Source organism: Pseudoalteromonas sp. MEBiC 03607, from assembly GCF_004792295.1.
GTDB classification, from domain to species: domain Bacteria; phylum Pseudomonadota; class Gammaproteobacteria; order Enterobacterales; family Alteromonadaceae; genus Pseudoalteromonas; species Pseudoalteromonas lipolytica_C.
Window position 1 is genome coordinate 560,804 of sequence record NZ_SRRY01000002.1, and the last position, 23,294, is coordinate 584,097.

Below are 23,294 nucleotides of genomic sequence, written 5' to 3' on the forward strand. Positions count from 1 at the left end.
GAAAAAGGGAATGACAGTGAGGGATCAGGATGACTACACCACTACACACTTCGTTGAATCAATACTTTGGCTTTAATGAATTTCGCCAAGGTCAGCAACAAACCATTGAGCAGTTATTAAATCAGCAATCGTCGTTGGCAATTTTTCCAACTGGCTCGGGTAAATCTTTGTGCTATCAATTAAGTGCATTGCACTTACCTAACTTGACCTTAGTGGTATCGCCATTATTGGCACTGATGAAAGATCAAATTAGCTTTTTAAATAGCAAAGGTATTTACGCGGCAAGCCTTGATTCAAGCCAAACCAGTGAGCAAAGTCATACGGTAATGAGTGATGTGCGAACAGGGAAGGTGAAAATTTTAATGGTCTCAGTTGAGCGTTTTAAGAATGAGCGCTTTCGTGAATTTATTAAACAAGTGCCTATTTCAATGCTGGTGGTCGATGAAGCGCACTGTATATCTGAATGGGGTCACAACTTTAGGCCTGATTACCTAAAACTGCCGCGCTATCGTGAAGAGCTTAATATACCCTTGGTATTGCTACTTACCGCCACTGCCACTAAAAAAGTAAAGCGCGATATGTGTGAGCGTTTTGCTATTGCCCCAGAATGTGTGGTGCAAACTGGCTTTTACCGAAGCAACCTCGACTTATCAGTGCTCAGTGTTGCAAGCCAAGAAAAATCTCAGCAATTAGCCAGTATTATAGCCAGCCAACAAGGAGCTGGGATTGTTTATGTCACCTTACAACATACCGCCGAGCAAGTAGCCGAAGGCTTGGCAAGAGCGGGCTTTAATGCGGTGGCTTATCATGCAGGCCTTGAGGATGATAAACGCTGGCAAATTCAAGATGATTTTATGGCGGGTAAAATCAATATCGTTGTGGCAACCATTGCTTTTGGGATGGGCGTTGATAAGTCTGATATTCGCTTTGTGATCCACTATGATTTGCCAAAATCGATTGAAAATTATAGTCAAGAGATTGGCCGCGCAGGGCGAGATGGTGCGCCGTCAAACTGTTTTACCCTAGCAAACCTTGATGGCTTAAATACCGTTGAAAACTTCGTTTATGCCGACACTCCCGAGCAAAGTGGGATTGACTATGTCATCAATAACATTCGTAACGAGCAAACGAACAACCAGTGGGAAATGCAAGAGTACAGCTTATCGAGCGAAAGTAATATTCGTGCTTTAGCGTTAAAAACCTTACTGGTGCAGTTAGAAATGCAAGGGGCTATTACACCTTTATATGCCTATTACGCCGATTTTAAATATAAGTTTTTAACGGATCAAAATGAGCTGCTTGGCCAGTTTGATGCTGACCGACAAGCGTTTTTACAGCAGGTATTTAAACATACAGAGTTTAAGAAAATTTGGGGCACACTTAATTTTGATGCGTTAACCCGTGCCACTCAAGTTGATAGAAAGCGCGTGGTTGCAGCGCTCGATTATTTGGCTGAAAAGGGCCACATAGCCCTTGAAACTAAACGTATTACGCAAGTGTATGAGGTGAATAACTCGGTAATAAACCACGCTGATTTAGCACAGCAACTTCACCAATACTTTATCGAAAAAGAACAGGCTGAAATTAAACGTATCGCCACTTTAGTGCGCTTTTTTGAGCTAGATAGCTGCTTAAGTTATAACTTAGCCCGCTATTTTGATGACCAAAATGCACCCCAGCAATGTGGCCATTGTTCAGTGTGTAGAGGCCTGCAGGTAAAACTTAGTTACTCATTAGTGCATCAAATGCCTGAGCAAAATGTGATTGCCAGCAAAGTTGCTGAGCTTAAACAGCACTTAGCCGCTAAAGGAGTGAGTGATGTTAGCATCGATACTCAGTGCCGCTTTTTAGCGGGCATGAGCGTGCCTTTATTTACCCGTAATAAAGTCAGGCAGCTTTCAGGTTTTGGCCTTTGCGAACAGCAGCGATACAGTGATATTAAAGCCCTGCTACAGCAGTTGTAGCAGGGTCTTACATTTTAAAATCAGGCTCTGTAGCTTCGGTAAACATTTTTGACGAGCCTGTCTTGAATAACTCTGTCTGTGTATTTTGTAAGGACAACTGAAAGTTTTCTTTGTCAAGTGGTAACTATTGCAACGTGCCACTTATCAGTTTTGGGCTGAGTATTTAGGAGCTTCTTTTTATTGCTTCCAAAACGTACTCGTAAAAAGAGCAAAAACAGTAAAATATTCCAAGCGACCAACAAGCATTGCGCTGGTTAATATCCAGGTTCCTGCGTCTGAAACTGGTGCAAAGTTAGCGCCTACTTCACCAAACCCCGGTCCGAGCACATTGACACATGCGGCGACTGCTGAAAACGCACTCCAAAAATCCAGCCCTGTAAACATGAGTAATAATGTAAACAGCATGCTTGATCCTGCGGCAAAAGTCATAAATGCCATAACGGCATGAAGTACATCATCTTTTACAGGGCTGCCTTGGTACTTAATGGTGAATATAGCGCGGGGATGAAGAAGTTGTTTAAAGTTATTGTTGAGCATTTTAACCACTAGAATATTTCTGATGATTTTATTTCCGCCAGCCGTTGAGCCCGCGCATCCCCCTAAATAGCCGGTGATAATAAGTAAAAATCCGACAGCTTCGGGCCATTCAGTAAAGCTTGCTGCACCAAATCCGGTGCTGGTTATAAACGACACTATATGAAAAGTTGAAAAACTCAATGACTCAAAAATAGAGGAGTAGGTGTCGTGACTGTACAAAATAACGCCCGACAACACTGAAAGGGTTGTAATGATGTATATAAAATAACGCGTTTCTTCATCAGCATAGTAACTACCGAGCGCTCGTTTGTGTACGACTCTAAAGTGCAGTGCAAAATTAATAGCGCCTGCAATCATAAATAAGTTGGCGACCCATAAAATTAAATGACTTTTGTAAAACCACATACTGGCATCGTGGGTCGAGAACCCTCCCGTTGAAACGGTTGTCAGTGCATGAGCCAGTGCATCGTAAAAAGTCATGCCTGCAAAATAGTAAGAAACAGTACACAACACGGTTATGCTTAAGTATACACTCCAAAGGTAATGCGCCGTGTTTGCAATACGAGGTGATAGCTTTTCATCTTTAATTGGCCCAGGTGTTTCGGCTTTTAAGAGCTTCATGCCACCTATATTTAGCATGGGTAAAATAGCCACCACGAAAATCACAATGCCGAGCCCTCCCATCCATTGTAAAAACTGGCGGTATAATAAAAACGTACGCGGCATATCATCTAAGCCCGACAGAATTGTGGCGCCGGTGGTGGTTAATGCGCTTATTGATTCAAACATGCCATCTGTAAAGCTCACTTTGGTGACTAAAATGATTGGAATTGCCCCCAAAAAGCCTGCAATCACCCACGTGGCTGTCGCGTAAATCAGTGCATCTCTAAAGTTGGCCAGTGATGAATCAACATGCTGGGTTTTTAACAGTATGACACTTGCTGTAAAAAGCATTATTGACGCAGGCAATAGGAATGACACGGATACATTATCTTTAAATAAAAATGAAGATAAAGCTGCAAATATCAATTGCACTATACTCATCCACAAAATAGGGAAAGCGAGTAATCGAAATGTGATTTTCCAATTGATCATACGTCTACTGATTTAACGAACGGCTCTTAAATCAGCATGCTATTGAAATAGGCGTAGATGTCTTTAGAGAGAGTGAAAGCTTTATAAAGATTTTATGCCGAGATAAAAAAACTTTATAAAAACTTTATAGTGACAAGAATAAAAACACTTTAATCTAATGACAATTCGTTAGATGAGCATAAACAGATGATGCAGTCAGTATTCAAACCCCCGTTATTTAAGGCCATATTTTTAAGTGTATTGATGCCGCTTGTAGTGGTGCTTGCTATTTTTCCGTTTCGTGAGCTGTTTACAACTACCGATATTGTGATGTTACAGCTGTTGTGGGTGACGTGGGTGGCTGTACGAAGTAATCGCCGTGTTGCAGCGCTGACAACCCTAGTGAGTGTCGCCTGTACTGACTGGTTTTATGTGGTGCCTTACTTTACTTTTCATATCGAAAATATTGAATATGTGGTCACCTTTTTGGTGATGCTGATTGTGGGTTTAGTCATAAGCCACCTTGCTGGGGAGCTCAATACCAAGGTTCGCGATGTGCAAGCCCATGCAAGTAATAGTCGCTTATTGTATGAATTAGCTAAAAAACTTAATGATCTCGATAGCCTTGAGGAACAAAAGCAGCTGTTTTTAACAACCATGGCCGCGCATTTAAAGGTTGCGTGTGATTGGCAGCTAACAGCCTCTAAGCAGTTTATTTATTTAAATGAACAACAAGCGGAATTTGGCGGCATCGCGTTTGCTAAAGCGCTTAATGCAGAGCAACAGGCTTTGGCGAATACAGCGTGCTCTTTACTGTATCAGGTTCAAGAAAAAACCTTACTGCGAGAGCAATCAGCGGCGATTAAAGTACAGGCCGAGTTAGAAAGGTCAAAAAACACCTTGTTGCGCAGTTTATCCCATGACTTACGAACACCATTAGCGACCATTATGGGCGCATCAAGCATGTTGGCTGATGATGATATTCAACTAAGCTCTGAGGTTATCAAAGAGCAAGCTGCTAATATTTATGAGCAAAGTAAAATTCTTAACCAGCACTTTGATAAAGTCATGGAGCTCAGTAAAGTGAATAAGTTAGCTGAGAATATTAAATGGCAAAAACTACCCATTTTGACCTTAATTAGCGAAGCTAAATCACGCCGTCAGCAACAACTACAAAACTTTAAACTGCACATCGAAGCTCAGCAACAAAGCATCTGTTTTGGCGATGAAACCTTACTCGAAATTGCCTTTGCCAATATGCTCGAAAACGCAGCTCGTTACGGAGATGGTTCGGCGAACATGCAATTTATTGAAACACAAGACGAATACCAAATTGTGTTAACTAACCCTTTTGCTAATAAGCACGAGACGAGTCAAGATGAAGGCGTTGGCCTAGGGAGTGTTATTTGCGATGTGGTTGCTAAATGTCATCAGGGGCGCTTTGAATTAACCCTCAATGAGCAGGCAAAGCAGGCAACAGCTATATTAATTTGGAGTAACAGCCGTGGCTAATATTTTGGTTTTAGAGGACTCACCGCCTCTGCAAAGTTTTTTAAAAACACTGCTCAAAGCAAGTAACCATGAAGTCAGTGTGTGCGCGAAAGGGCTTGATGCGTTTGCACTTTTAAGCCAGCAGCAGTTTGATTTAGTGCTGCTTGATTTAGGTTTGCTCGATATGGATGGGCAAGATTGGCTGGTGGAGTTTAGGCAGTGGAGTCTGCTCCCTGTTCTGGTACTTTCTGCGCGCGACGGCGAAACAGAAAAAGTCACCGCCCTTGATAACGGCGCTAACGATTACCTAACCAAACCATTCAGCGCAAACGAATTATTAGCGCGTATTCGGGTGCTTCTGCGCACACAAACAACACCAAGCCTAACGTTGCAATGTGGCGATATTCACATCGACCCGCATAAACATGTGGTCCGTAAAGGCGCTGAAGAAGTTAAACTAACTAAAAAAGAGTACGCTATTTTGCTGTTGTTATTTCAGCAAAAAGACAAGGTGTTAACGCATAACGCTATTTTATCTGAGGTGTGGGGAGAGCAGTATATTAATCGCCCTGAATACGTGCGTGTACATATTGGTCAGTTAAGACAAAAGCTTGAGCAAAATGCGGCAAGCCCTAAACATATCTTAACTGAGCCCGCTGTGGGTTATCGATTAGTTGATTGAGTTTAATAATAGTCACGACTTTTTTAATTTGCTGTTGAGCTTATAGGCTTTTTAAACTATTGTTTTAGTTTACGAAAATAATGAAAAGGTGCTTGATAATTGGCTACTGCTGATCAAGGTGGCAAACGGATATTTTCACTTTCAAATAAACAACTTGAAGAACTCATTGCTGCAATTGAGCAAGCAATTGAATGGCATCAATGTTGGTACAAACGCTTATTGCGAAGCCTTATTGCCAATGTACCAGCATGTGAAGAAGATCTTGACGATAATGCTCATGCATTATGCGAATTTGGTCTTTGGTTTAATAAACTCCCCTCTAGTTCTAAAAATTTACACCCGTATTTTGCTGAAATTGAAATAGCACATCAAAAAATGCACCACGGGGCTAAAGTACTTTTATCTTTGAATGAAGCTAATTCAAAAATCCCGGTCAATCTTTTGGATCAATTTCATGAAGATTTAGATAGAGTCCGCTATTTATTTGAGGCAGTGAATGAAGACTTCTCTAAACTTTTGCATAATCGTGATCCCCTAACAGGTGCAAACAACCGCACTCATTTACTTAGCAATCTGCGAGAGGAGCATGAGCTTGCGAAAAGAAAGTCACTTAGCTGTGCGTTGATTATGATCGATCTCGATCATTTTAAACGTGTTAATGATCAATATGGTCATTCCGTAGGAGATAAAGTATTGGTTGCTCTTGTTAAGTGTATTAACTCTCACCTAAGAAAATATGATCATCTGTATCGCTATGGCGGCGAAGAGTTTTTAGTATGCTTACCACAAACAGACCTAAAAGGTGCTCAATCATTTGCTGAGCGCTTGAGAGTCGGTGTTGAAGAACTTGAAATAGATATAGGTAAAGATAAACAGATAAAAATTACCGGCTCTTTTGGGGTCTCTTCTATTCGCGCTGACGATGATATTGAAACAGCAATAGAGGCTGCGGATAAAGCTATGTATCAGGCAAAAGAATCGGGACGCAACCAAGTGTGTGTAACCTGATTGGTAGCTTTGCAGCTTTATTTTCTTGAAGAAGGAAAACAGTGACAGTTTATAAATTGTCACTGCATATTAGATCAGTCGTATTTTGCTTCTAACTCATTGGCTGTGTGATAGCTTTCGTGAGTTTTTAGCTGCTCAAAGTAGCGTTCGATTTCAGGGAAGTACGACAGCTTACCCGCCTGAGCAACTTGCTCTACAACAAAAGACATCATGAAATCAGCACCGGTCAATGTGTCATCGACTAAGTACTGCTTACCTTGTAATTGCTGGTTAACATAGCTCAGTATTTTTGCAATTTCATTATCGGCATAGTCGGCAATAAAGTTAGTTTGACAGCCGTCTTTAGTAATAAAGAGTTTTAGTAAAAGAGGCACCATGGCAGAACTTTCAGCAAAATGCAGCCATTGCTGATAGTCAACATAACTGTCGCTTTGCTGGCTTGGCATAAACTTGCCTTTGCCGTACTTACTAATTAAGTAGTCAGTAATTGCGCCAGACTCGGTAATTACTTTACCGTTATCTTCAATAACGGGCGATTTACCCAGCGGATGAATTTGTTTTAGTTCATCAGGTGCTAAGAAGGTTTCTTTATTGCGTTGATAAGCAACAATGTCGTAATCGACACCAAGCTCTTCCAGTAACCAAATAATACGTTTAGAGCGTGATTTATTTAAATGGTGTAATTTAATCATTCGTTATCCTTAAAAATGGCGTAGCCAAGCTGACTACGCCTTGAAATTTAAATTGGCTGCTGAACTTGCACGACAGTTTTACCGAAGTTCTCACCATTTAACATCGCATTAAAGGCGTTCAGCGTATTTTCGAAATTAGCTTCAAGATGCTCTTTATATTTGATTTTTCCTTCGCTTAACCATGTTTGCATGTCTTTTGCGAATTCCTCATAACGATGGGCGTAGTCATCAAAAATAATAAACCCTTGCACTTTAATGCGTTTCTTTAAAATGTGACCCATAAGCATAGATAAGCGATCTGGACCTGGCGGCAGCTCGGTAGCGTTGTACTGTGATACTAAACCACATAACGGAATACGTGCTTTTGTATTCAACAGGGGTAACACGGCATCAAATACATGGCCACCGACATTTTCGTAATAAACATCAATACCATTATTACACGCTGCGCTTAACTGCTCTGCAAAATCATTTGCTTTGTGATCAATACAGGCATCAAAGCCTAGGTTTTCAACGGCATGTTGGCATTTTTCTTTACCGCCAGCTACGCCAACGACCTTACAGCCTTTTAATTTAGCTATTTGCCCTACAGTTGCACCAACAGGCCCTGTAGCTGCAGCAACCACGACTGTTTCGCCCTGCTTTGGCTCACCAATATCTAAAAGCCCCATGTAAGCGGTAAAACCAGGCATACCCATAATACCAAGTGCATACGAAGGGTTTTCAGGGTTTTTCCCCAGTTTCATTAAGCCTTCAGTGTCGCTTATTGCGTATTCTTGCCAGCCCGTATAGGCCAATACCCATTCACCTTCTTGGTAGTCAGGGTGGTTTGATTGCTCAACTTGGCATACGGTTGCGCCTACCATCACATCACCAATCTTTACAGGATCAGCATATGATTCAGCATCGCTCATTCGTCCTCGCATATAGGGGTCAAGTGATAGATAAATGGTTCTGAGTAATACCTCGCCATCTTTTGGCGCTGATACTGAGTTAGTTTTTAAAACAACATTGTTTTCATTCGCTACGCCACTTGGGCGAGATTCAAGAATATATTGACGATTCTGAATATCAGACATACTAGGCTCCTTTTGCCAGCAGTAAATTAAGATACGCCTTTAACGTTTTGCGGGCATAACATTAAAAATCAACACTAAAATTGTAATTACTTGATAACGCATCTCCTTTTTTAGGATGAGTTTTTGCGCTAAATATGGGAACGGTGTATGCTGTTTTAAAATTAAGCTAACTTAAAAGGATAGTAATGAAGCGTATTTTGTTAGTGGGCTTGGTGACTGTTAATGCTTATGCAAATAACGACGTGTTATCGGTTGATCCAGTGATGCTGCAAAGCGGTAATTTTGCATTTGAAAATGATGACAAACATTACCCAAAGCAAAGTCAATTTAGAATTGTGCATAGTGTATTAATGAGCAGTGAAAGTGGTCGTCGTTTAGCTGTTGTGACGATTGAAAACAAAGCATCAGGCTCGCGTATTTTACAGGCTGACCACATTATGGCGCTGTTTGCTGATGGGCGTCGTGTACATCCGCAAAGCTTTGACGAAGGCATTAAGTTAGATGATGGTGAAAGGCGCTCATTGACTTTGTCTTTTGGTGAAAACGAATATCCCATATTAGCAGTGTATACCAGCTTAGATAATTAAAAGGATTACCATGAAATCAACGCGTCATTTTTTCGTTTTGAGCGCACTTATTTGCTCGCCTGCTGCGCTAGCGATAGATAGCCAAGACTTTGTTAAAGATAACGTTTTTACTCAAGGCGTTGAAGGGCCAACCATGTATAACGGTGCCTTGTACGCGGTGAACTATGCCCAGCAAGGAACCATTGGCCGCGTTGATAACATGGGCAAAACATCGTTATTTGTAAGGCTACCAAATGACAGCGTTGGTAATGGCTTACAGTTTGACTCGCAAGGTAATTTATTTATTGCCGATTACGTGAATCACAATATTTTAAAAGTACCTGCTGGCAGCAATAAAGCAGAAGTGTTCGCCCATAATAGCAACATGAATCAACCCAATGACATTGCTATCACCACAAGCGGGGCGCTGTTTGCAAGTGACCCTAATTGGACGAACGAAACGGGCCAACTTTGGCGTATTAATGCAGATGGCAGCACGCATTTACTCGAAAAAAACATGGGCACCACCAATGGTATTGCCGTTAATAACGACAACACTAAGCTCTATGTGAACGAGAGTGTGCAGCGAGTAGTTTGGCAATATGACTTAGATGAGAACTTAAACATTAGCAATAAAAAAGTTTTGATTAAGTTTGCTGAGCATGGCTTAGACGGCATGCGCGTTAATAATCAAGGACATGTGTTTATCACTCGTTACGGTGCTGGAAAGGTGCTTGAAGTATCGCCTACCGGCAAGCTATTAAATAGCTACCAATTAAAAGGCCAGCATCCAACTAATTTGACCTTTAACGATACGCAAAGCAAAGTGTATGTCACCATGCAAAAGCGCGGTGCAATAGAAGTGATTGAACTTTAGCCTTGCTTTGCTCGCGTTATAGCGGCGTTGATTGCCGCTTTCGCTTGCGAGCTATTTTGCCAACAACTTGAATGCAGCATTGACGCTACTCGCTCAGCAATGGTGTTGGCATCAAACCCGGCTAACTCCTCAAACGATTCAATACCGATTTCTTCAAACCGTTTTATCACCATAGGCCCCACACCTTTGAGCGCTAAAAGCGCGCAGCGCTCTTGCTGGTTAAATGGCATTTGTTACTCCTTATAAATCCTTTTTTTGGTACTTTGCCATATTAATTTTGCATAGCAAATCTAATTTTTGGGTAATAAAAAAGCGCACCGGGCAGGGTGCGCTTGAGGGGATCAATCCTGTGTAGCTAAAACAGTAGGATTAATTAAAAGCTTGGAGCATATCTTAGTGAAACACCGACCGAGCGGCCAATCACACTATAATCACTCACAGTGTTAAAGTGGTTTGCGCCTATTTCAGGTGTTGGTGGTTCACGGTCTAATAAGTTATCGACACCAAAGTTAACAGCAAGTTCCTCATTAACTTGCCAAGCAGCGGCAAAGTCTAAGTAATTTTGTGCTGAAATTGTTTCTGAACGGTCAACAGCATACTCTACTTCACCAATTCTGCGCCAGCCAAGTTGGAAGTTCATGTTATCTAACTGCCAATCAATGCTTGCTCGGTGTTTGTAGTCAGCTTGTAAAACACTGGCAAAGTCACCCGAACAGGCACTGCCATAAGTTCCTTTACAGTCAACTTCAGGCACTGTGCTGTTGTTTTGGCGCGTTTGTTTAGTAACAAAGTTACCTTGGTACGAGAATCTAAAACGACCACCCATTTGCTTTGGTGCATCAATGACATAATTTGCTGCAACGTCGATACCTTCTTGCTCAATTGCGGCTAAGTTAAAGTCATTAACGATAGCTGTGCTAATGAAACCGGTGTTTGGATCGCGAAGTACCGCTCCACACAATGGGTTGTTCGGGTTCGGGTCGTCAACATAACAGCTTTGTAGCGCAGCACCTGGCTGAATTTGGCTTACCGCATCTGTTACGCGAATACTGTAGTAATCGAGTGATAAGTCAAAGCCTTCTAAATAGCTAGGTGTGTAAACAATGCCTAATGTATCTGACTCGGCTTGCTCAGGCTTAATATTTGGGTTACCACCATAGGTATATTTTGCTGTACTTGAGTCGAACTCAGTGCCAACTGGCGGCGCACCAAACGCAGCACATTGGGTCGCATCACCGGTGCCCAGTAAACATGGATCGCCGTTATAACGCCCTGCTAGTCGTGGTACAAATTGATCGCTGTTTTGGTCAAATAATGATAACGATAGCGCTGTGATTGGGCTGGCAAACTCACCTAAGTTAGGTGCTCTAAACGCGGTTAAGCGGTTTGCACGAATACGAATATCGCTGTTAATTGCCCAGTTGATACCTAATTTGTAGGTGTCTTCTGCTTCGGTATTTGAGTAATCAGAAATACGGTAGGCACCTTCAAAGCTAAGCTCTTCAGCAAATGGTTTATCAACCAAGATAGGCACTAAAATTTCAGCGTAGAATTCTTCTGAGCTAAAGCTTGCATCCATATCAAATGCGCTAATAGATGCGAAGCTGGTACCGTTTCTAAATGCATCGCCCGGTGTTTGTTTACCGGTTTCTTTACGGTATTCATAACCGATAGCAAAATCAATAGCACCGGCTGGTAACTCAAATAAGAATCCAGAATCACCCGATAACGTTGCTGAGATTACGCTTTGTGTACGGTCGCGAGTGGTGTATAGCAGTGGGTCGCTAAAGTCACTGAAATCATGGTTTGGATCAAAAATATCTACCGAGTTTGCAAGGGCTGCAAAGCGACTATTACCACTGTTATCATTGCGATACGCATTATTATAAATGGTGGCTACTTCGTCGGTTTTACCGTACTGACCATATACGTCATAGTATAGGTAGTCTGTAATATCACCTTTTAAACCTAGTTGAAATTGCATTGAATCACGTACCGCTTCGGTGTGTTGCACACCTAAACCTAGGTTACGTTCAACATTAACAAGGGCATTGCCTTCACTGTCAAACGTCAGTTGGTTGCGCAGTTCATCAGGAATATATGCATTGTCTTGCGTTAGGGTTACTTGCTCGTTAACAAAAATCGGTGTTTGGCCACTGGCACCAGCACCATTTACGGTCACTTTAGAATACATTGCGCGGCCATAAGCAATGGCACTGTCGCTGACATCAACGTCGAATAATAAGCCCGCAGAAAAACGGTCCATTGGTTGAGTTAAATAACGATCAGGAGTGAAATCAGCTGTTTGACGCTCACTTGTTACAGCACCAGAATCAGCAATACCGATACTATTGCCAGATGCAACGTCAGTATAATAACCACCGCTGTTGATCATGGCTGTTGAGTTTTCAAGCGCGTAGTCACGCTCGCCAGCTAATAGCTCTTTACGCTCAGTATAACCAATATAGCCTGTTACATGACCGCTGCCATCAGCGATATCGCCACCAAAAATAGCTTCAAAGTTAAGCTTTTCGTTACCGCCGTCGGCACTTTCGTAACTGGTTGAGAATTCAGCGCCAGTAAAATCATCGTCTAAAACAAAGTTAACAACACCAGCTACGGCATCGGCACCGTAAACCGCTGCTGCACCACCAGTTAATACATCAACGCGTTTAATTAAGCCGGCAGGAATGGTATTTACGTCAACCGAGTTACGAAAACTAAATGGTACGGCGCGAGTACCGTCAATCAGCACCAATGTGCGGTTTTGGCCAAGGCCACGTAAATCAATGGTTGATGAGCCGAAAGAGTCACCCACTGTTGCACCTGTGCTGTTAGCACCTGCTGCAGCCTGTGGTAGTTTTGCGGTAATATCTTCAACGTTCACTGCGCGATCTAAGTGAATTTGTGCTTCATCAACACTTACGACAGGGCTGCTTGAAACCAGCTCAGTTCGTTGGATGCGTGAACCTGTAACAGTGATCACCTCAGGCTTTTTAACTTGTTCGGCGTCTTCTGCGTGGGCATAACTTATTACTGAACTTACAGCTAGAGCTAAAGGCGAGAGCAGCAATAGTGAGCGATGTCCGGTTGTTGTCTTTGCTTTCATGATGATTCCCTTGCGTTTTATCATTTAAATCAACGCAGGTTGGTTTACTACCTAGACCATTTAGTTAATTTAAAGAGTCATACTTTTTGTTATGATACGTCGTGTTCTCCTTTTGGGGAGAACACTGGTACAGTTTTAAAGCAATTTAAAAATCTTTGCAATAATTATTCTTTAAATCTATTATTTTAAAATATAAACTATTCCAAGTCGTCAACCCGCTTATTTACATCTAATAAGCTGATTTTAAGTGATTTATTTATGCATCAACATATTGAGAAACTGTATTTAAGCGCAAAAAAAGAAAAAAAATTAATTATTGGTCTGATGAGTGGTACCTCGTTAGATGGTCTTGATATCGCACTGTGTGAAGTATCAGGGCAGGGTATGAACACCCATGTAGAAGTATTAAAGTTTACCACCGTCGATTATGACGATGATTATAAAACGCGTGTAAAACGAGTATTTGCCAAACGCGATTGCGACCTTGAAGAAGTCACTTTACTCAACCCATGGATTGGCCAGTTACATGGTGAAATGGTCGCAAAAACGTTAGCCTCTTGGGGGGTCGAAAATGAGCAGATAGATGTGATTGCCAGTCATGGTCAAACAATTTATCACTGCCCTAAAAACCAACATAAGCGCCCAGAATATGGCAATGCAACGCTACAAATTGGCGATAGCGATCACCTTGCAGTGACTGCTGGCATTACCACCATAGGTGATTTTAGACAAAAACACATAGCAGCGGGTGGTGAAGGTGCACCGCTTGCTGTATATGGTGATTATTTGTACTTCACAAGTACCAGTGAAAACCGCATATTGTTAAACATGGGCGGCATTGCAAACTTAACCTACTTGCCAAAATCGGCTGATCCACGAGCGGTTTTTAGCTCTGATATTGGCCCAGGTAATACCATTATGGATGCCTATGTACAGCGTTACTTTGCACCCCTTCATTATGATAAAGATGCCGCTATTGCAACAAAAGGCGCGGTAAATGAAGCTTTACTCACTGCGCTGTGTGATGATGCATTTTTTGGTTTAGGGTTTCCAAAAACCACCGGGCCAGAAGTGTTCAATCTAGACTATTTAGCAGCGGCACAAGCACGTTCAAATACGCAAGCGTTATCGCACTTTGATGTTATGGCAACTTTAGTGCAGTTTTCAGGAGTCATGATTGCCAAGGCAATTAACCAATGCAGTGAAGGCTTAACTGATGTGGCTGTATACGCCAGTGGTGGTGGGGTTCATAATCCATTATTAATGAAGATTATTATGGCTCATTGCCCAGAGCTTACTGTAATAAATAACACTGATTCGTTAGGTATAAATCCAGATGCAAAAGAGGCTGTGTTATTTGCTATTTTAGCGAACGAATGCTTGTCGGGTGGGCAACAACGCTTTGGTAATACCGAGCAAGGGATCCCCGATATTACCATGGGTAAAATTAGCTTTGCTGACTAGGCCCTAAAAAAAAGCTAAAAAGGTTGCGCCAATATTGCTGATGTAACGGCGTAGACCTTGGTTTTTAGCTTGTTCGCTAGTTAAAAGTTCTGCTGATGTGCTTGCAGCAATGCTAACATCGAATTGGGCGCTGTCTTTAAGTGTTGCATGCATGCCATGCAGCATTAATTGCAGCACAAATTCGCCACTGTGCGTGACATTTTCTAAAGTAAGGCTGATCACGTGCTGTTCTAAATCGTGTTGTGTTAACGTGTACGCAGTAAAATAGGCAGACTCGCGGGCATCAGGGCGTGTTGCACTAATAGAGATCACATCACCTTCGTGAGCATCGTCAGGTAGCACACAACAAAATACAACACGCTTTTGCTCATTGGCAGCAAAATGCAATTGTTCATATTCCATAGTGTGCGCAAGCGCTGCACATAAAGGGTCTTCATTAGAGGGGAGTGCAAACGAAAGTTGCACCAAGGCACTGTCCATTACTTGTTCATTACATTAGGTGATTAAATTAGCGCCAATTATGAATTAATTAAATTACAGATTTATGACTATTGTCATATTACGTATTATTTATCGTAAAATCAGAACAAAGTTGAATGTTTAATTTGTTTATTAAAACCTAAGTCTATTTATTTGATTGTTGTTGAACTCCTACAAAAGTTAAGAGTAAACAGTATTTCGCCCCCCTTCTTTTGCCTTATAAAGGTGTAAATCAACCCTTTTCGCGGCCTGCTCCGTTGTTTCGTTAGGTGCAATTTCAATGACACCCAGACTAACAGTAGCGCTTATTGATAATGAGGTATGCTCCTTTTCGGCAACAGAGAGCCTTATACGCTCAGCAATCTCCTGTGCATTTTCTAAAGATTGATTCTCAAGCACAATTAAAAACTCTTCGCCACCAACACGACCTACCCGGTCAGAGCAACGGACTGTGTGCACAATCGTATTGGTTATGGAAATGATTAATTCATCACCTATATCGTGACCGTATTGATCATTGACCGCTTTGAAATAATCAATATCGATAGAAATCAAAGAGCTGACTTGTTTATTGAGTTTGTTTTGCTGCATGACACTTCGTTTTAAATTTAGAATAGCTCTTCGATTCGGTATGCCGGTAAGCTCATCTTTTAAAGCGAGTATTTCAAAATACTTTTTCTGGCGAACTTGTTTGAAGGTATAAATGGCGAATAGCAGTAAACATACGCAAGTTATCATCACCGTTAAGCCTTGCCAAAAAGACTTATCTTCGGCTACTGCTAAAAGCTTTTGTTGTAGCTTTGACTCATGTTCTAAACGAGTAATTTCACGGTTTTGTTGCTCATAGTTAAAGTTTAATCTGGCAGAAATAAGCATGTTATTTGCTAAAGCCTGCTGTTTTTTATTTATTAAATCGATTAATTGCCGCTGAGATGTTATTTGTAAGAAAGTATCTCCTGTTGCAGCGGCAAGCTGTGAGGTTAAATTTAAATAGCGCTCCTGTAAGCTCTCGGGCCAAGATTGTTGTTGCCCGGCTATTTTCTCATGAGATGTAACGGCTGCTTGCAACTGAGCTGTAGCCAAGTACCATTCTGATTTAGTGAAGTTGTAAAGAGTCAAAATCCAACAGTCATCAACAGAAAGTGTTTTTAGCTCAATTAGATATGGCTCTGCCTGAGATAACCTATTTAAATTTATATTGAGTTCTGTCAGCTTTATTAATATGTAAGAATAGCCATTATCACTTTCGAAACGACGAACATCTTTTTTAATCGACTCGTATAATTCAACCGCCTTTATTAAGTCGCCTTTTTCTTCATAAGCATACGCGAGTAAATCGAGTACCTTGTATTGCTCTTGCTCATTAAATTTCGATAGCGCTAAGTTAGCACGCTGCAATTGTTCAATTGCAAGTTCATAGTTGTACAACGCTATGTGAATATCGGCGATTTCTTTTAATGCGAGTGCTTTTTCGTAGTTGTTACCTGCTTTTTCAAATAACTGATAAGCTGTTTTTGCAGAGTCGAATGCCTCTTGATAGTTGCCTTTAGCTAACTGAATACGGTTAAGTACAATGTGAGCAGTAGCGATGGTTGATAATTGCTTAGGGGAGGTTGTTTTTTCTACTGATGTAGTGTTGATTATAGGCTTTAAGTGCTCAAGAGCTGTTTGATAATCACCTTGTGTATACTCTTGGTTTGCTTCACAGACAGCAAGCTCATGTTTTAAGGTAATATTATTTGCTTTTTGGATGATTGGCTTGGCTGTTTCTAGAAAATGTTTATATTCACTAAGCCCGCTAGGAGTAGATGTATTAGAAAACCAACATTTAAATGCCATTACATGCGCATCATCTTGCACATCTGCATAAGGCATTTGCTGCTCTAATCTAGCTAAAATTTCGACAGATTCAGAATATGTTGTATAACCGTAAAGAACACGGTTGATTTCACTCTGAACATCATTTGCAGCCACATTGGTTGCAAATAGCAATATGCACAATATCCTTATCATCTGAGCATTACTCCATACAGCTACTCTGATACCAATCAATGATATTTTTTATAATTGCAGCTAGCTTAGCATAATGAAATTGTTGCTTATAAGATTTTATGTTGAAAAAATATAAATAATTTAATGCTTTAATCTGTTTTGATTTTCTTTCAAGCTTGAAAGTGGCTCAACTGAAAATTATGTAATTTTTTACCCAAATGGTATGGTTTTCAAAATAGTTTTAATCAAAAGGATTTATTTTTTCATGTTAAACAAAATATTACTTTGTAGTGCTTTTTTATTTTCTGTTACAGCACTGGCTGAAAGACCAGACTATTTTAATGATGAAATAGATAAAGAGTATCGCGCGGTATTAAAGCACATGGATGAAATGATGCCGCAAACCGATTTAGAGCTTGCCTACTTACCCTCTTTTTATCCGTTTAGCATCTTTGATATTCATGCCACTAAATTTAAAAATGACAAAGATAAGCAAGCGTTCACTAACTTTAACTTAGGTGTGCTTGGTAGCCAGTTTTTAAATGTTAAAGAGCAAGTTGGAACAAAACTTCCAAATTTAGTTATTTGTAAAAAAGAAAAGTGTACTGAACAAAGACTTAAGTTAATTCGGTCATTTTTAGATGTATCGGAGGCAGAAATTTTGGCATTTAAAAATAGCCAAACTTTAAAACTTGTCCAGCAATCTGCGCCGCACGTGTACCGTGTTAACAATACTTTTTATTCTCCCACCCAATTAATAAGTTATACACCATCAAAATATGCTGGGTTTGTACCCTCTGCCGATTATAAAATTCTAAGCCCTGATGCAGAGCCAAACTTGATGGAGCTATCAGCTGATACACAAGAACTCAGAGATTTAATGGTTGAGTATAAGGTTGCAGCTATTACAAAAGATGAGTATGACAGTGTCAATGTGATCTTTGGTGGTCTTAGCGATAATCATTGGGGAGTAGTCCTTTTAGACAAATACACTATACCTAAAAGCGGTGATAGAAATGCTTTTGGCCTAGAGTACGACATAATAAAACCACTCTCTAAAACAAGCTTTTATTACCAAACAAATTAAAATTACTTTACCAATAAGCTGATGAATTAATTGGAATACACAATGAGGATGTTTGAAAATAGCCAATCAAAGCATCCTCGTTGTGTGTTTAAAAGTTTCACTTAGCATTCTTTAGCAGGAAGAACCAGCAAACTTAAAATACAGCAACGAGTAATTGCGTTTATTCAAGGCAATATAAAGGTTATTTCAAAAGTTAGTCATCTGATAAAGGTAAAGCATTTTTATCAGCGTAGTGATGGCAAAGCATCTATATTTTGGACACATCAAACCGGCAATGTTTGGCTAGATTAATGAAGAGCTTGCCATTTAATTGCGTGTATACAATAAAAGTGATCCACGTCACTGCTACAGCAAGAAATGGCAGTAACTTGATTAGTAACAGCCTGATAAAACTTTTTTTATCAGGCTATCACTCAGGTATCAACAAATATGGTACTCACCCTGCGGTTGGCTGCTTGATACAAAATACTCAAGTTCTGATTTTAGTACTTCAATAATATCTGATGTAAAAGGGGTTCTTATTTCACCTGAATCTAGGTATCTAAGTAAATCGATTTCGTATCTAAGTGCAGACTCAATTGAGTAACTAATTGGGTAAGTTATTTTAAACTGTTTCTGGGAGCATAAATTATCGCTGCTGTTTATGTTCACATAGAAAGTTAGTTGTTCATCTTCTTCATGAAGATCACTGCAGCTACCTTGCTCGCGTATGCAATTTAAAACAATATTTTTAATGAAAATATCAAATTCGTTCATTGTTGTTCCTTTAACTAAATCCCACTCCATGGTTCAGATAAATTTAGCAAAAAGATGCTAGGTTATCCAGTTAGACTTACTTCTTTATTATTGTTTTATTGAGGATTTAGAAAATAAGTATTGCTAAATAATGGCTTAAGTTTTTAGTAGAGGGTTATTTGCTTAAAGAATTTCTTTTTTAAAAGTTAGATTAATAGTTGGGCGTTAGAACAGGTTTGTTTATTTTGCAGATGATTAACAAGTATTAAGTAGTTACTTTAATCGAGTTGCTGTAAATGAGGTGCGAGGCTAGATGTAAACTATTAAGTGGCTATTTTAATAACCACTTAATAGAAAAATAATCGCTAAAAGGTCCAGTTTATACCTAAGTAGTAGCGACGGCCATTAGTCCACTCATTAACAAATATCTTATCTAAATGATTTTGGTAATAAGGTTTTAACTCTTCAACAGGAATACCACTTGCTTGCGATAAAATGGCAAAGGCCTCTTCTCCTGAGACAGAAGACTCAACAATATTGTTGCCATTTTCATCTTTAGCGACAACGCGATTGCCTGTTGCGACACCATCTTCGCCAATTTCGTCGATCCATTTCATTTTATTAATAACTGGGTCATTAACAATTTGTGATGTTTTTATGTATTGCACAACATTTTCATTGGTTAAGTTTGTTACTGCAAAGCTTGCTACTAAATTGTCTAGGATTTGATAGGTCGCTTTGAAGTCGAGTTGTTGGCGCGCATCAGTGTAACGAATACCGTCTGTAAAGCTGGCATTGGCGAATTCACTTCGATAGTTATATGACAACCGTGCCGAAAAAGTGTCATTTTCAAAATAAATAGATGCATTGAGGGTGTCTTGTGACTGTCCAAACATAGGTTCTGTTTGACTAACTGTTTGAGTATTAAACCCAGTAACTTCAAAGTACTCACGTTGAGACGGATCACTCAAATGAGTTTCTGTATCAGTCATATCAGCTATTTCATATGAAAAGGTTGAGGTGTTGAACTTTTGATCCGGCACATCTGTATAAGTGTAATTAATTAAGCCACCAAAACCATTACCGAAATCATGTTGTAACTGAAATTCTAGCCCTTTTACTTTTTGCTCACCTGTATTGAAGTAAGAACTAACAACGTAGTCTCCGTATATTGAGTAACCGTTATCATCTGTTTTCCCTTCATCCCCTAGGTAACTTAAGTCTTGAACTTGAGATGATGATCGCACCATATCTTTAATATCTTTTTGAAAGGCTGTAATGGCAAAAATAGATGACTCAGCAAAGTACCATTCTACGCCTACTTCAGAGTTGACTGATGAATATGAACCTAAGTTTGGATTACCAACCGATCCTCGGCGCTGCGAATCCATTGGTAGGCGCTCAGCATCTCCATTTGGGGTTAAATCTTGCTGTCTACCGTCAGTGTAGAATCGGTAACGTTCGGTTACTAAGCTAAAGTTACTTCTGAGCTGAGTAAGGCTCGGATGAGAAATATTCTTTGACGCGGCGGCTCTTAGAACAAGATCGTCAGCAAGGTCATAAGCAATATTAAAACTTGGTAAATAGTCTTTAGTACTACTTTTTTGCACAAGCGGCGAATACTGATTAAAACCAGCAAGACCCGCGACATAATTTGGGTCGGTTTCATCAATAGGGTATGAAAGAAGCTGACCATTTTCATCTTTTGCCACTTCATTACCGACAGATTCTCGTTGTGTGTCGACTACGCGAATACCTACATTACCTCTGAATTTTTCACCACTGAAGTTTGCCATTGCATAATAGGCTAGTAATTCTTCAGTTACTTTATAGGCTGATCCTGCCGATTCAGTTAAACCAGAACGACAGCCATAATAGTTTTCAGGGTTTGCTGAGTTTGCGATTGCATCTACACAAGCACCTTCATTCGGTGTGCCTTCTGAATTGAGTAATAAAAAGTGATCATTGAGCAATGAGTCACGTTTTGCTTGGTCGATATCAAAATATTCATTTGGTATATCATGACCCGCAGAGTCTAAGCCAGATACCGTACCACCTACAATTTGCTCTGCTAGAATGAGAGGGAAATCACTTGATTCATTTGCATAGCCATGAAAACGCGCTCCTTCTGTATAGTAGCGCTGTGTACGTTCTATATTGCGATACTTAGCGCCAAATTTGATGCTATCAATATAAAAGTCATTCTCGAAAGACCACGTAATATCTCCTTGCAGAAAATCTTCGGTGTTTTCACGGTAGCGAGCAGAGTTATTTAAGCCACCTGTTAGTAAATAAAACTCGTTAGTAGGCGCAAGCAAAAAGTTTTTAGCGCGCTGTTGTGCATCGATAAGCGCTTGCCCTGTTAGTGATGGGTCAGCCTCAAGCCCCCAATATACTTTGCCGGTATCGGGGTTATATCCATATCCTAAATTGACCCCTTCATAAGTTGGGATTTTTAAAGATGCATCGTCACCTGAGTAAAGCGTTTCGTAATCCCCATAACGACTGGCAAGTGTGGTTCCACGATCGAGTACGGTACTCTCTGCTTCTGTGTGACCAGCTTGAAACTTCATTACAAAGTCATTGTGTTCAAAATCAACAGTAAGATGGTAGCGATTTTGTTCAGTTTCGGTGCCACTTCTATCGTTTGAGTCGCGACGGATCATTTCACCCCATCGGATATCGCCATCGTAATAGTTGTTACCATCCCAGACCATGCCTGCACCGCGAACTAAATTTGTGCCATCAATAGGGTAGGTTGCTGATAAAACAATATCGCGTTCAGGATCCATCACGAGTCTGGGATCGATGCCAGGCACTTCGTTGCTATACAGCAGTTGCACAATACGGTGTGGTTGAGCATATAAATTGTCATTTTTATTATCTCGATCAGATTTATTCTGATTTATCTCTAGGTTTAAACTTAAGTTATCAATAGGTGCCCATTGAAAGTTTAAAGTTGTATCTAGGCGGCTTTCATCGGTTGAGAAAGCTGGCGCGTAGACCATGTTACCTAATGTTCTAGCAGGAGTTTGACCTAACCCTGCTTCTCTTCTGCTACCCCAAAAAAGCCCCCATACTGGGTCAATATAAGTTGGGTCTATCACTTCATCTAGTTGCCCCCAATTTTGTGTATAGTTGTTCCATACACCAGAGTTACTGGGATCTTCTGTTGGCCAATAAGCACCATTATTTGCGACTGCTTCTAAGTCACCGTAGGTATAACCATTTAACGCCATGTGACGTGTAATGATTAGGGCATGATTGTTCATATGGCGCAGATTGATATCGCTGCTGGCACATGCTTCTGTTGGACACTCTATTGCATCTGTTTGTGCAAAGCCTGTGCTGATCGCGCCTTCATTACCAGCAATACCATCTGATTCAAAACCGGTACGAAATGCCTTGCGTTGTTGATGACTTACGCTAATTGAAGCGCCAAACTTTTTATTTTCAGAGACAAAATTATAGGCTGTTGATACTTGTGGTGAATACTTCTTTGAAGAGTCGTTATACTCTGATTCAACATTAAAATACCCATAGCCATCTTCTTGTTCCAAAGGTTTTTTAGTATGTAATATGACGGTGCCGCCAATACCACCGGCATCAAGGTCGGCACGGGCTGATTTATGGACTTCAATTTTAGAAACACGCTCTGCTGGAATATTTGAAAAATCAAAGGCATTACTTTCTGATTGGCCTGGTAAATAGGATGCTGATTTGGCTGATTGACCATTAACTAGGGTATTGGTTAGTTCGGGTGACGTGCCACGAATAGACACTTTCGAGCCTTCACCAAATTGTCGCTCAATTTGTACCCCAGCCACACGTTGCAACGCTTCAGCCATATTTTTATCAGGGTTTTTGGCAATATCTTCTGTATTAATAGAATCAACAATAACATCTGAATATCGTTTGTTATTCAAGTTCTCACGCAAAGATGAGCGAATACCTGTTACTTGAATAACTTCGATTTCTTCATCTTTGAGATTTTTTTCAGAATTTTTATTTGTGGGTAAGTCCTTTTTCACCTCTTGTGAAAAGGTTGGCATTGACATACTTGCAGTCAATAGCATTGCTGACTGAACTGCAATGGTCATTTTAGATAAGCGAAGAGCTTTCATTTTGCACCTTTCAAATTTGTTATTATTTTAATCTGACTCGTTGTTACTGAGCATTAATAGCGAAACTAAGACCCTTAAAGGATCTTGCTTTTTAATTACCAGTGACCGAAATACAACACCTATACAGTCGCTGCTTAAATTAAAATAGTACAAATATAGAACAGATCAAGAATATTTTATTATTTATTTGATGTTTTTGGATTTTCTTTTGTTTTGTACCTAAAAACCTTTAACTTTTTGTATTTAATTGTGTTTTTCTTTTTGGGGACGAGGTGGTTTTTCTGGTGTTTATTTATACATGATCAATTAAAACAATTGGTTGAGCTTTTTTGG

General features: G+C 40.2%; 17 protein-coding genes. 8 read left to right on the forward strand and 9 right to left on the reverse strand.

Translation table 11 applies throughout. The annotated features are described in order from the left end of the window. Positions 1–29: 29 nt before the first annotated feature. Positions 30–1,964: a RecQ family ATP-dependent DNA helicase gene (locus E5N72_RS19440; RefSeq protein ID WP_135926750.1), complete on the forward strand. Its 1,935-nt coding sequence runs from the start codon at positions 30–32 to the stop codon at positions 1,962–1,964. A gap of 177 nt (positions 1,965–2,141) precedes the next feature. Here E5N72_RS19440 and E5N72_RS19445 read toward each other — a convergent pair whose 3' ends face one another. Then, positions 2,142–3,596 carry a potassium transporter TrkG gene (locus E5N72_RS19445; protein WP_135926751.1) on the reverse strand — a complete coding sequence of 485 codons (1,455 nt, stop codon included), beginning with the start codon at positions 3,594–3,596 and terminating at the stop codon, positions 2,142–2,144. Positions 3,597–3,785: 189 nt separating this feature from the next. Here E5N72_RS19445 and E5N72_RS19450 point away from each other — a divergent pair, with 189 nt between their 5' ends. From E5N72_RS19450 to E5N72_RS19460, 3 genes are all read left to right on the forward strand, one after another. Further along, positions 3,786–5,087: a DUF4118 domain-containing protein gene (locus E5N72_RS19450; protein ID WP_276605839.1), complete on the forward strand. Its 1,302-nt coding sequence runs from the start codon at positions 3,786–3,788 to the stop codon at positions 5,085–5,087. Then, positions 5,080–5,748: a response regulator transcription factor gene (locus tag E5N72_RS19455; RefSeq protein WP_135926753.1), complete on the forward strand. Its 669-nt coding sequence runs from the start codon at positions 5,080–5,082 to the stop codon at positions 5,746–5,748. Before E5N72_RS19450 ends, E5N72_RS19455 begins: the two co-directional genes overlap by 8 nt. Before the next feature lie 99 nt (positions 5,749–5,847). Next, entirely contained in the window at positions 5,848–6,756 is a 909-nt protein-coding gene (locus E5N72_RS19460; RefSeq protein WP_199527471.1) for a diguanylate cyclase, read from the forward strand. Between the two features lie 74 nt (positions 6,757–6,830). On the opposite strand, the gene E5N72_RS19465 is transcribed toward E5N72_RS19460, so the two are convergent. Beyond that, on the reverse strand, positions 6,831–7,448 hold the full coding sequence (locus tag E5N72_RS19465; protein WP_063527596.1) for a glutathione S-transferase: 618 nt from the start codon (positions 7,446–7,448) through the stop codon (positions 6,831–6,833). A 47-nt stretch (positions 7,449–7,495) separates the two neighbouring features. Then, entirely contained in the window at positions 7,496–8,527 is a 1,032-nt protein-coding gene (locus E5N72_RS19470; protein ID WP_135926754.1) for an NADP-dependent oxidoreductase, read from the reverse strand. A 185-nt stretch (positions 8,528–8,712) separates the two neighbouring features. On the opposite strand from E5N72_RS19470, the gene E5N72_RS19475 reads away from it, so the two are divergent. Beyond that, on the forward strand, positions 8,713–9,114 hold the full coding sequence (locus E5N72_RS19475) for a hypothetical protein (protein WP_135926755.1): 402 nt from the start codon (positions 8,713–8,715) through the stop codon (positions 9,112–9,114). 10 nt (positions 9,115–9,124) lie between these two features. Continuing rightward, on the forward strand, positions 9,125–9,970 hold the full coding sequence (locus E5N72_RS19480; RefSeq protein WP_135926756.1) for an SMP-30/gluconolactonase/LRE family protein: 846 nt from the start codon (positions 9,125–9,127) through the stop codon (positions 9,968–9,970). Here the strand turns inward: E5N72_RS19480 and E5N72_RS19485 are convergent. Together E5N72_RS19485 and E5N72_RS19490 are read right to left on the reverse strand one after the other, a co-directional pair. Then, a complete protein-coding gene (locus tag E5N72_RS19485) occupies positions 9,967–10,200 on the reverse strand; it encodes a helix-hairpin-helix domain-containing protein (protein ID WP_135926757.1) in 234 nt (77 codons plus the stop codon). The two genes, E5N72_RS19480 and E5N72_RS19485, sit on opposite strands and share 4 nt — an antisense overlap. A 143-nt stretch (positions 10,201–10,343) precedes the next feature. Continuing rightward, positions 10,344–13,079, reverse strand: a complete 2,736-nt coding sequence (locus tag E5N72_RS19490) for a TonB-dependent receptor (protein ID WP_135926758.1) — start codon at positions 13,077–13,079, stop codon at positions 10,344–10,346. 258 nt (positions 13,080–13,337) lie between these two features. Between E5N72_RS19490 and E5N72_RS19495 the strand changes: the two genes are divergently transcribed. Further along, positions 13,338–14,543, forward strand: a complete 1,206-nt coding sequence (locus tag E5N72_RS19495) for an anhydro-N-acetylmuramic acid kinase (protein ID WP_135926759.1) — start codon at positions 13,338–13,340, stop codon at positions 14,541–14,543. A 3-nt stretch (positions 14,544–14,546) separates the two neighbouring features. Here E5N72_RS19495 and E5N72_RS19500 read toward each other — a convergent pair whose 3' ends face one another. Continuing rightward, a complete protein-coding gene (locus E5N72_RS19500) occupies positions 14,547–15,023 on the reverse strand; it encodes a hypothetical protein (RefSeq protein WP_135926760.1) in 477 nt (158 codons plus the stop codon). Between the two features lie 180 nt (positions 15,024–15,203). Continuing rightward, positions 15,204–17,036, reverse strand: coding sequence for a GGDEF domain-containing protein (locus E5N72_RS19505; protein ID WP_135926761.1), 1,833 nt, complete (start codon positions 17,034–17,036; stop codon positions 15,204–15,206). Positions 17,037–17,238: 202 nt separating this feature from the next. Between E5N72_RS19505 and E5N72_RS19510 the strand changes: the two genes are divergently transcribed. Further along, positions 17,239–18,102 carry a hypothetical protein gene (locus E5N72_RS19510; protein WP_240704566.1) on the forward strand — a complete coding sequence of 288 codons (864 nt, stop codon included), beginning with the start codon at positions 17,239–17,241 and terminating at the stop codon, positions 18,100–18,102. A gap of 420 nt (positions 18,103–18,522) precedes the next feature. Here E5N72_RS19510 and E5N72_RS19515 read toward each other — a convergent pair whose 3' ends face one another. Together E5N72_RS19515 and E5N72_RS19520 are read right to left on the reverse strand one after the other, a co-directional pair. After that, the gene (locus E5N72_RS19515; protein WP_135926762.1) at positions 18,523–18,858 is read right to left on the reverse strand and encodes a hypothetical protein; all 336 of its coding nucleotides are present in this window, start codon (positions 18,856–18,858) and stop codon (positions 18,523–18,525) included. 344 nt (positions 18,859–19,202) lie between these two features. Then, positions 19,203–22,961 (reverse strand): TonB-dependent receptor, encoded by a 3,759-nt coding sequence (locus tag E5N72_RS19520; RefSeq protein ID WP_135926763.1) that lies wholly within the window; start codon positions 22,959–22,961, stop codon positions 19,203–19,205. Positions 22,962–23,294: the final 333 nt, after the last annotated feature.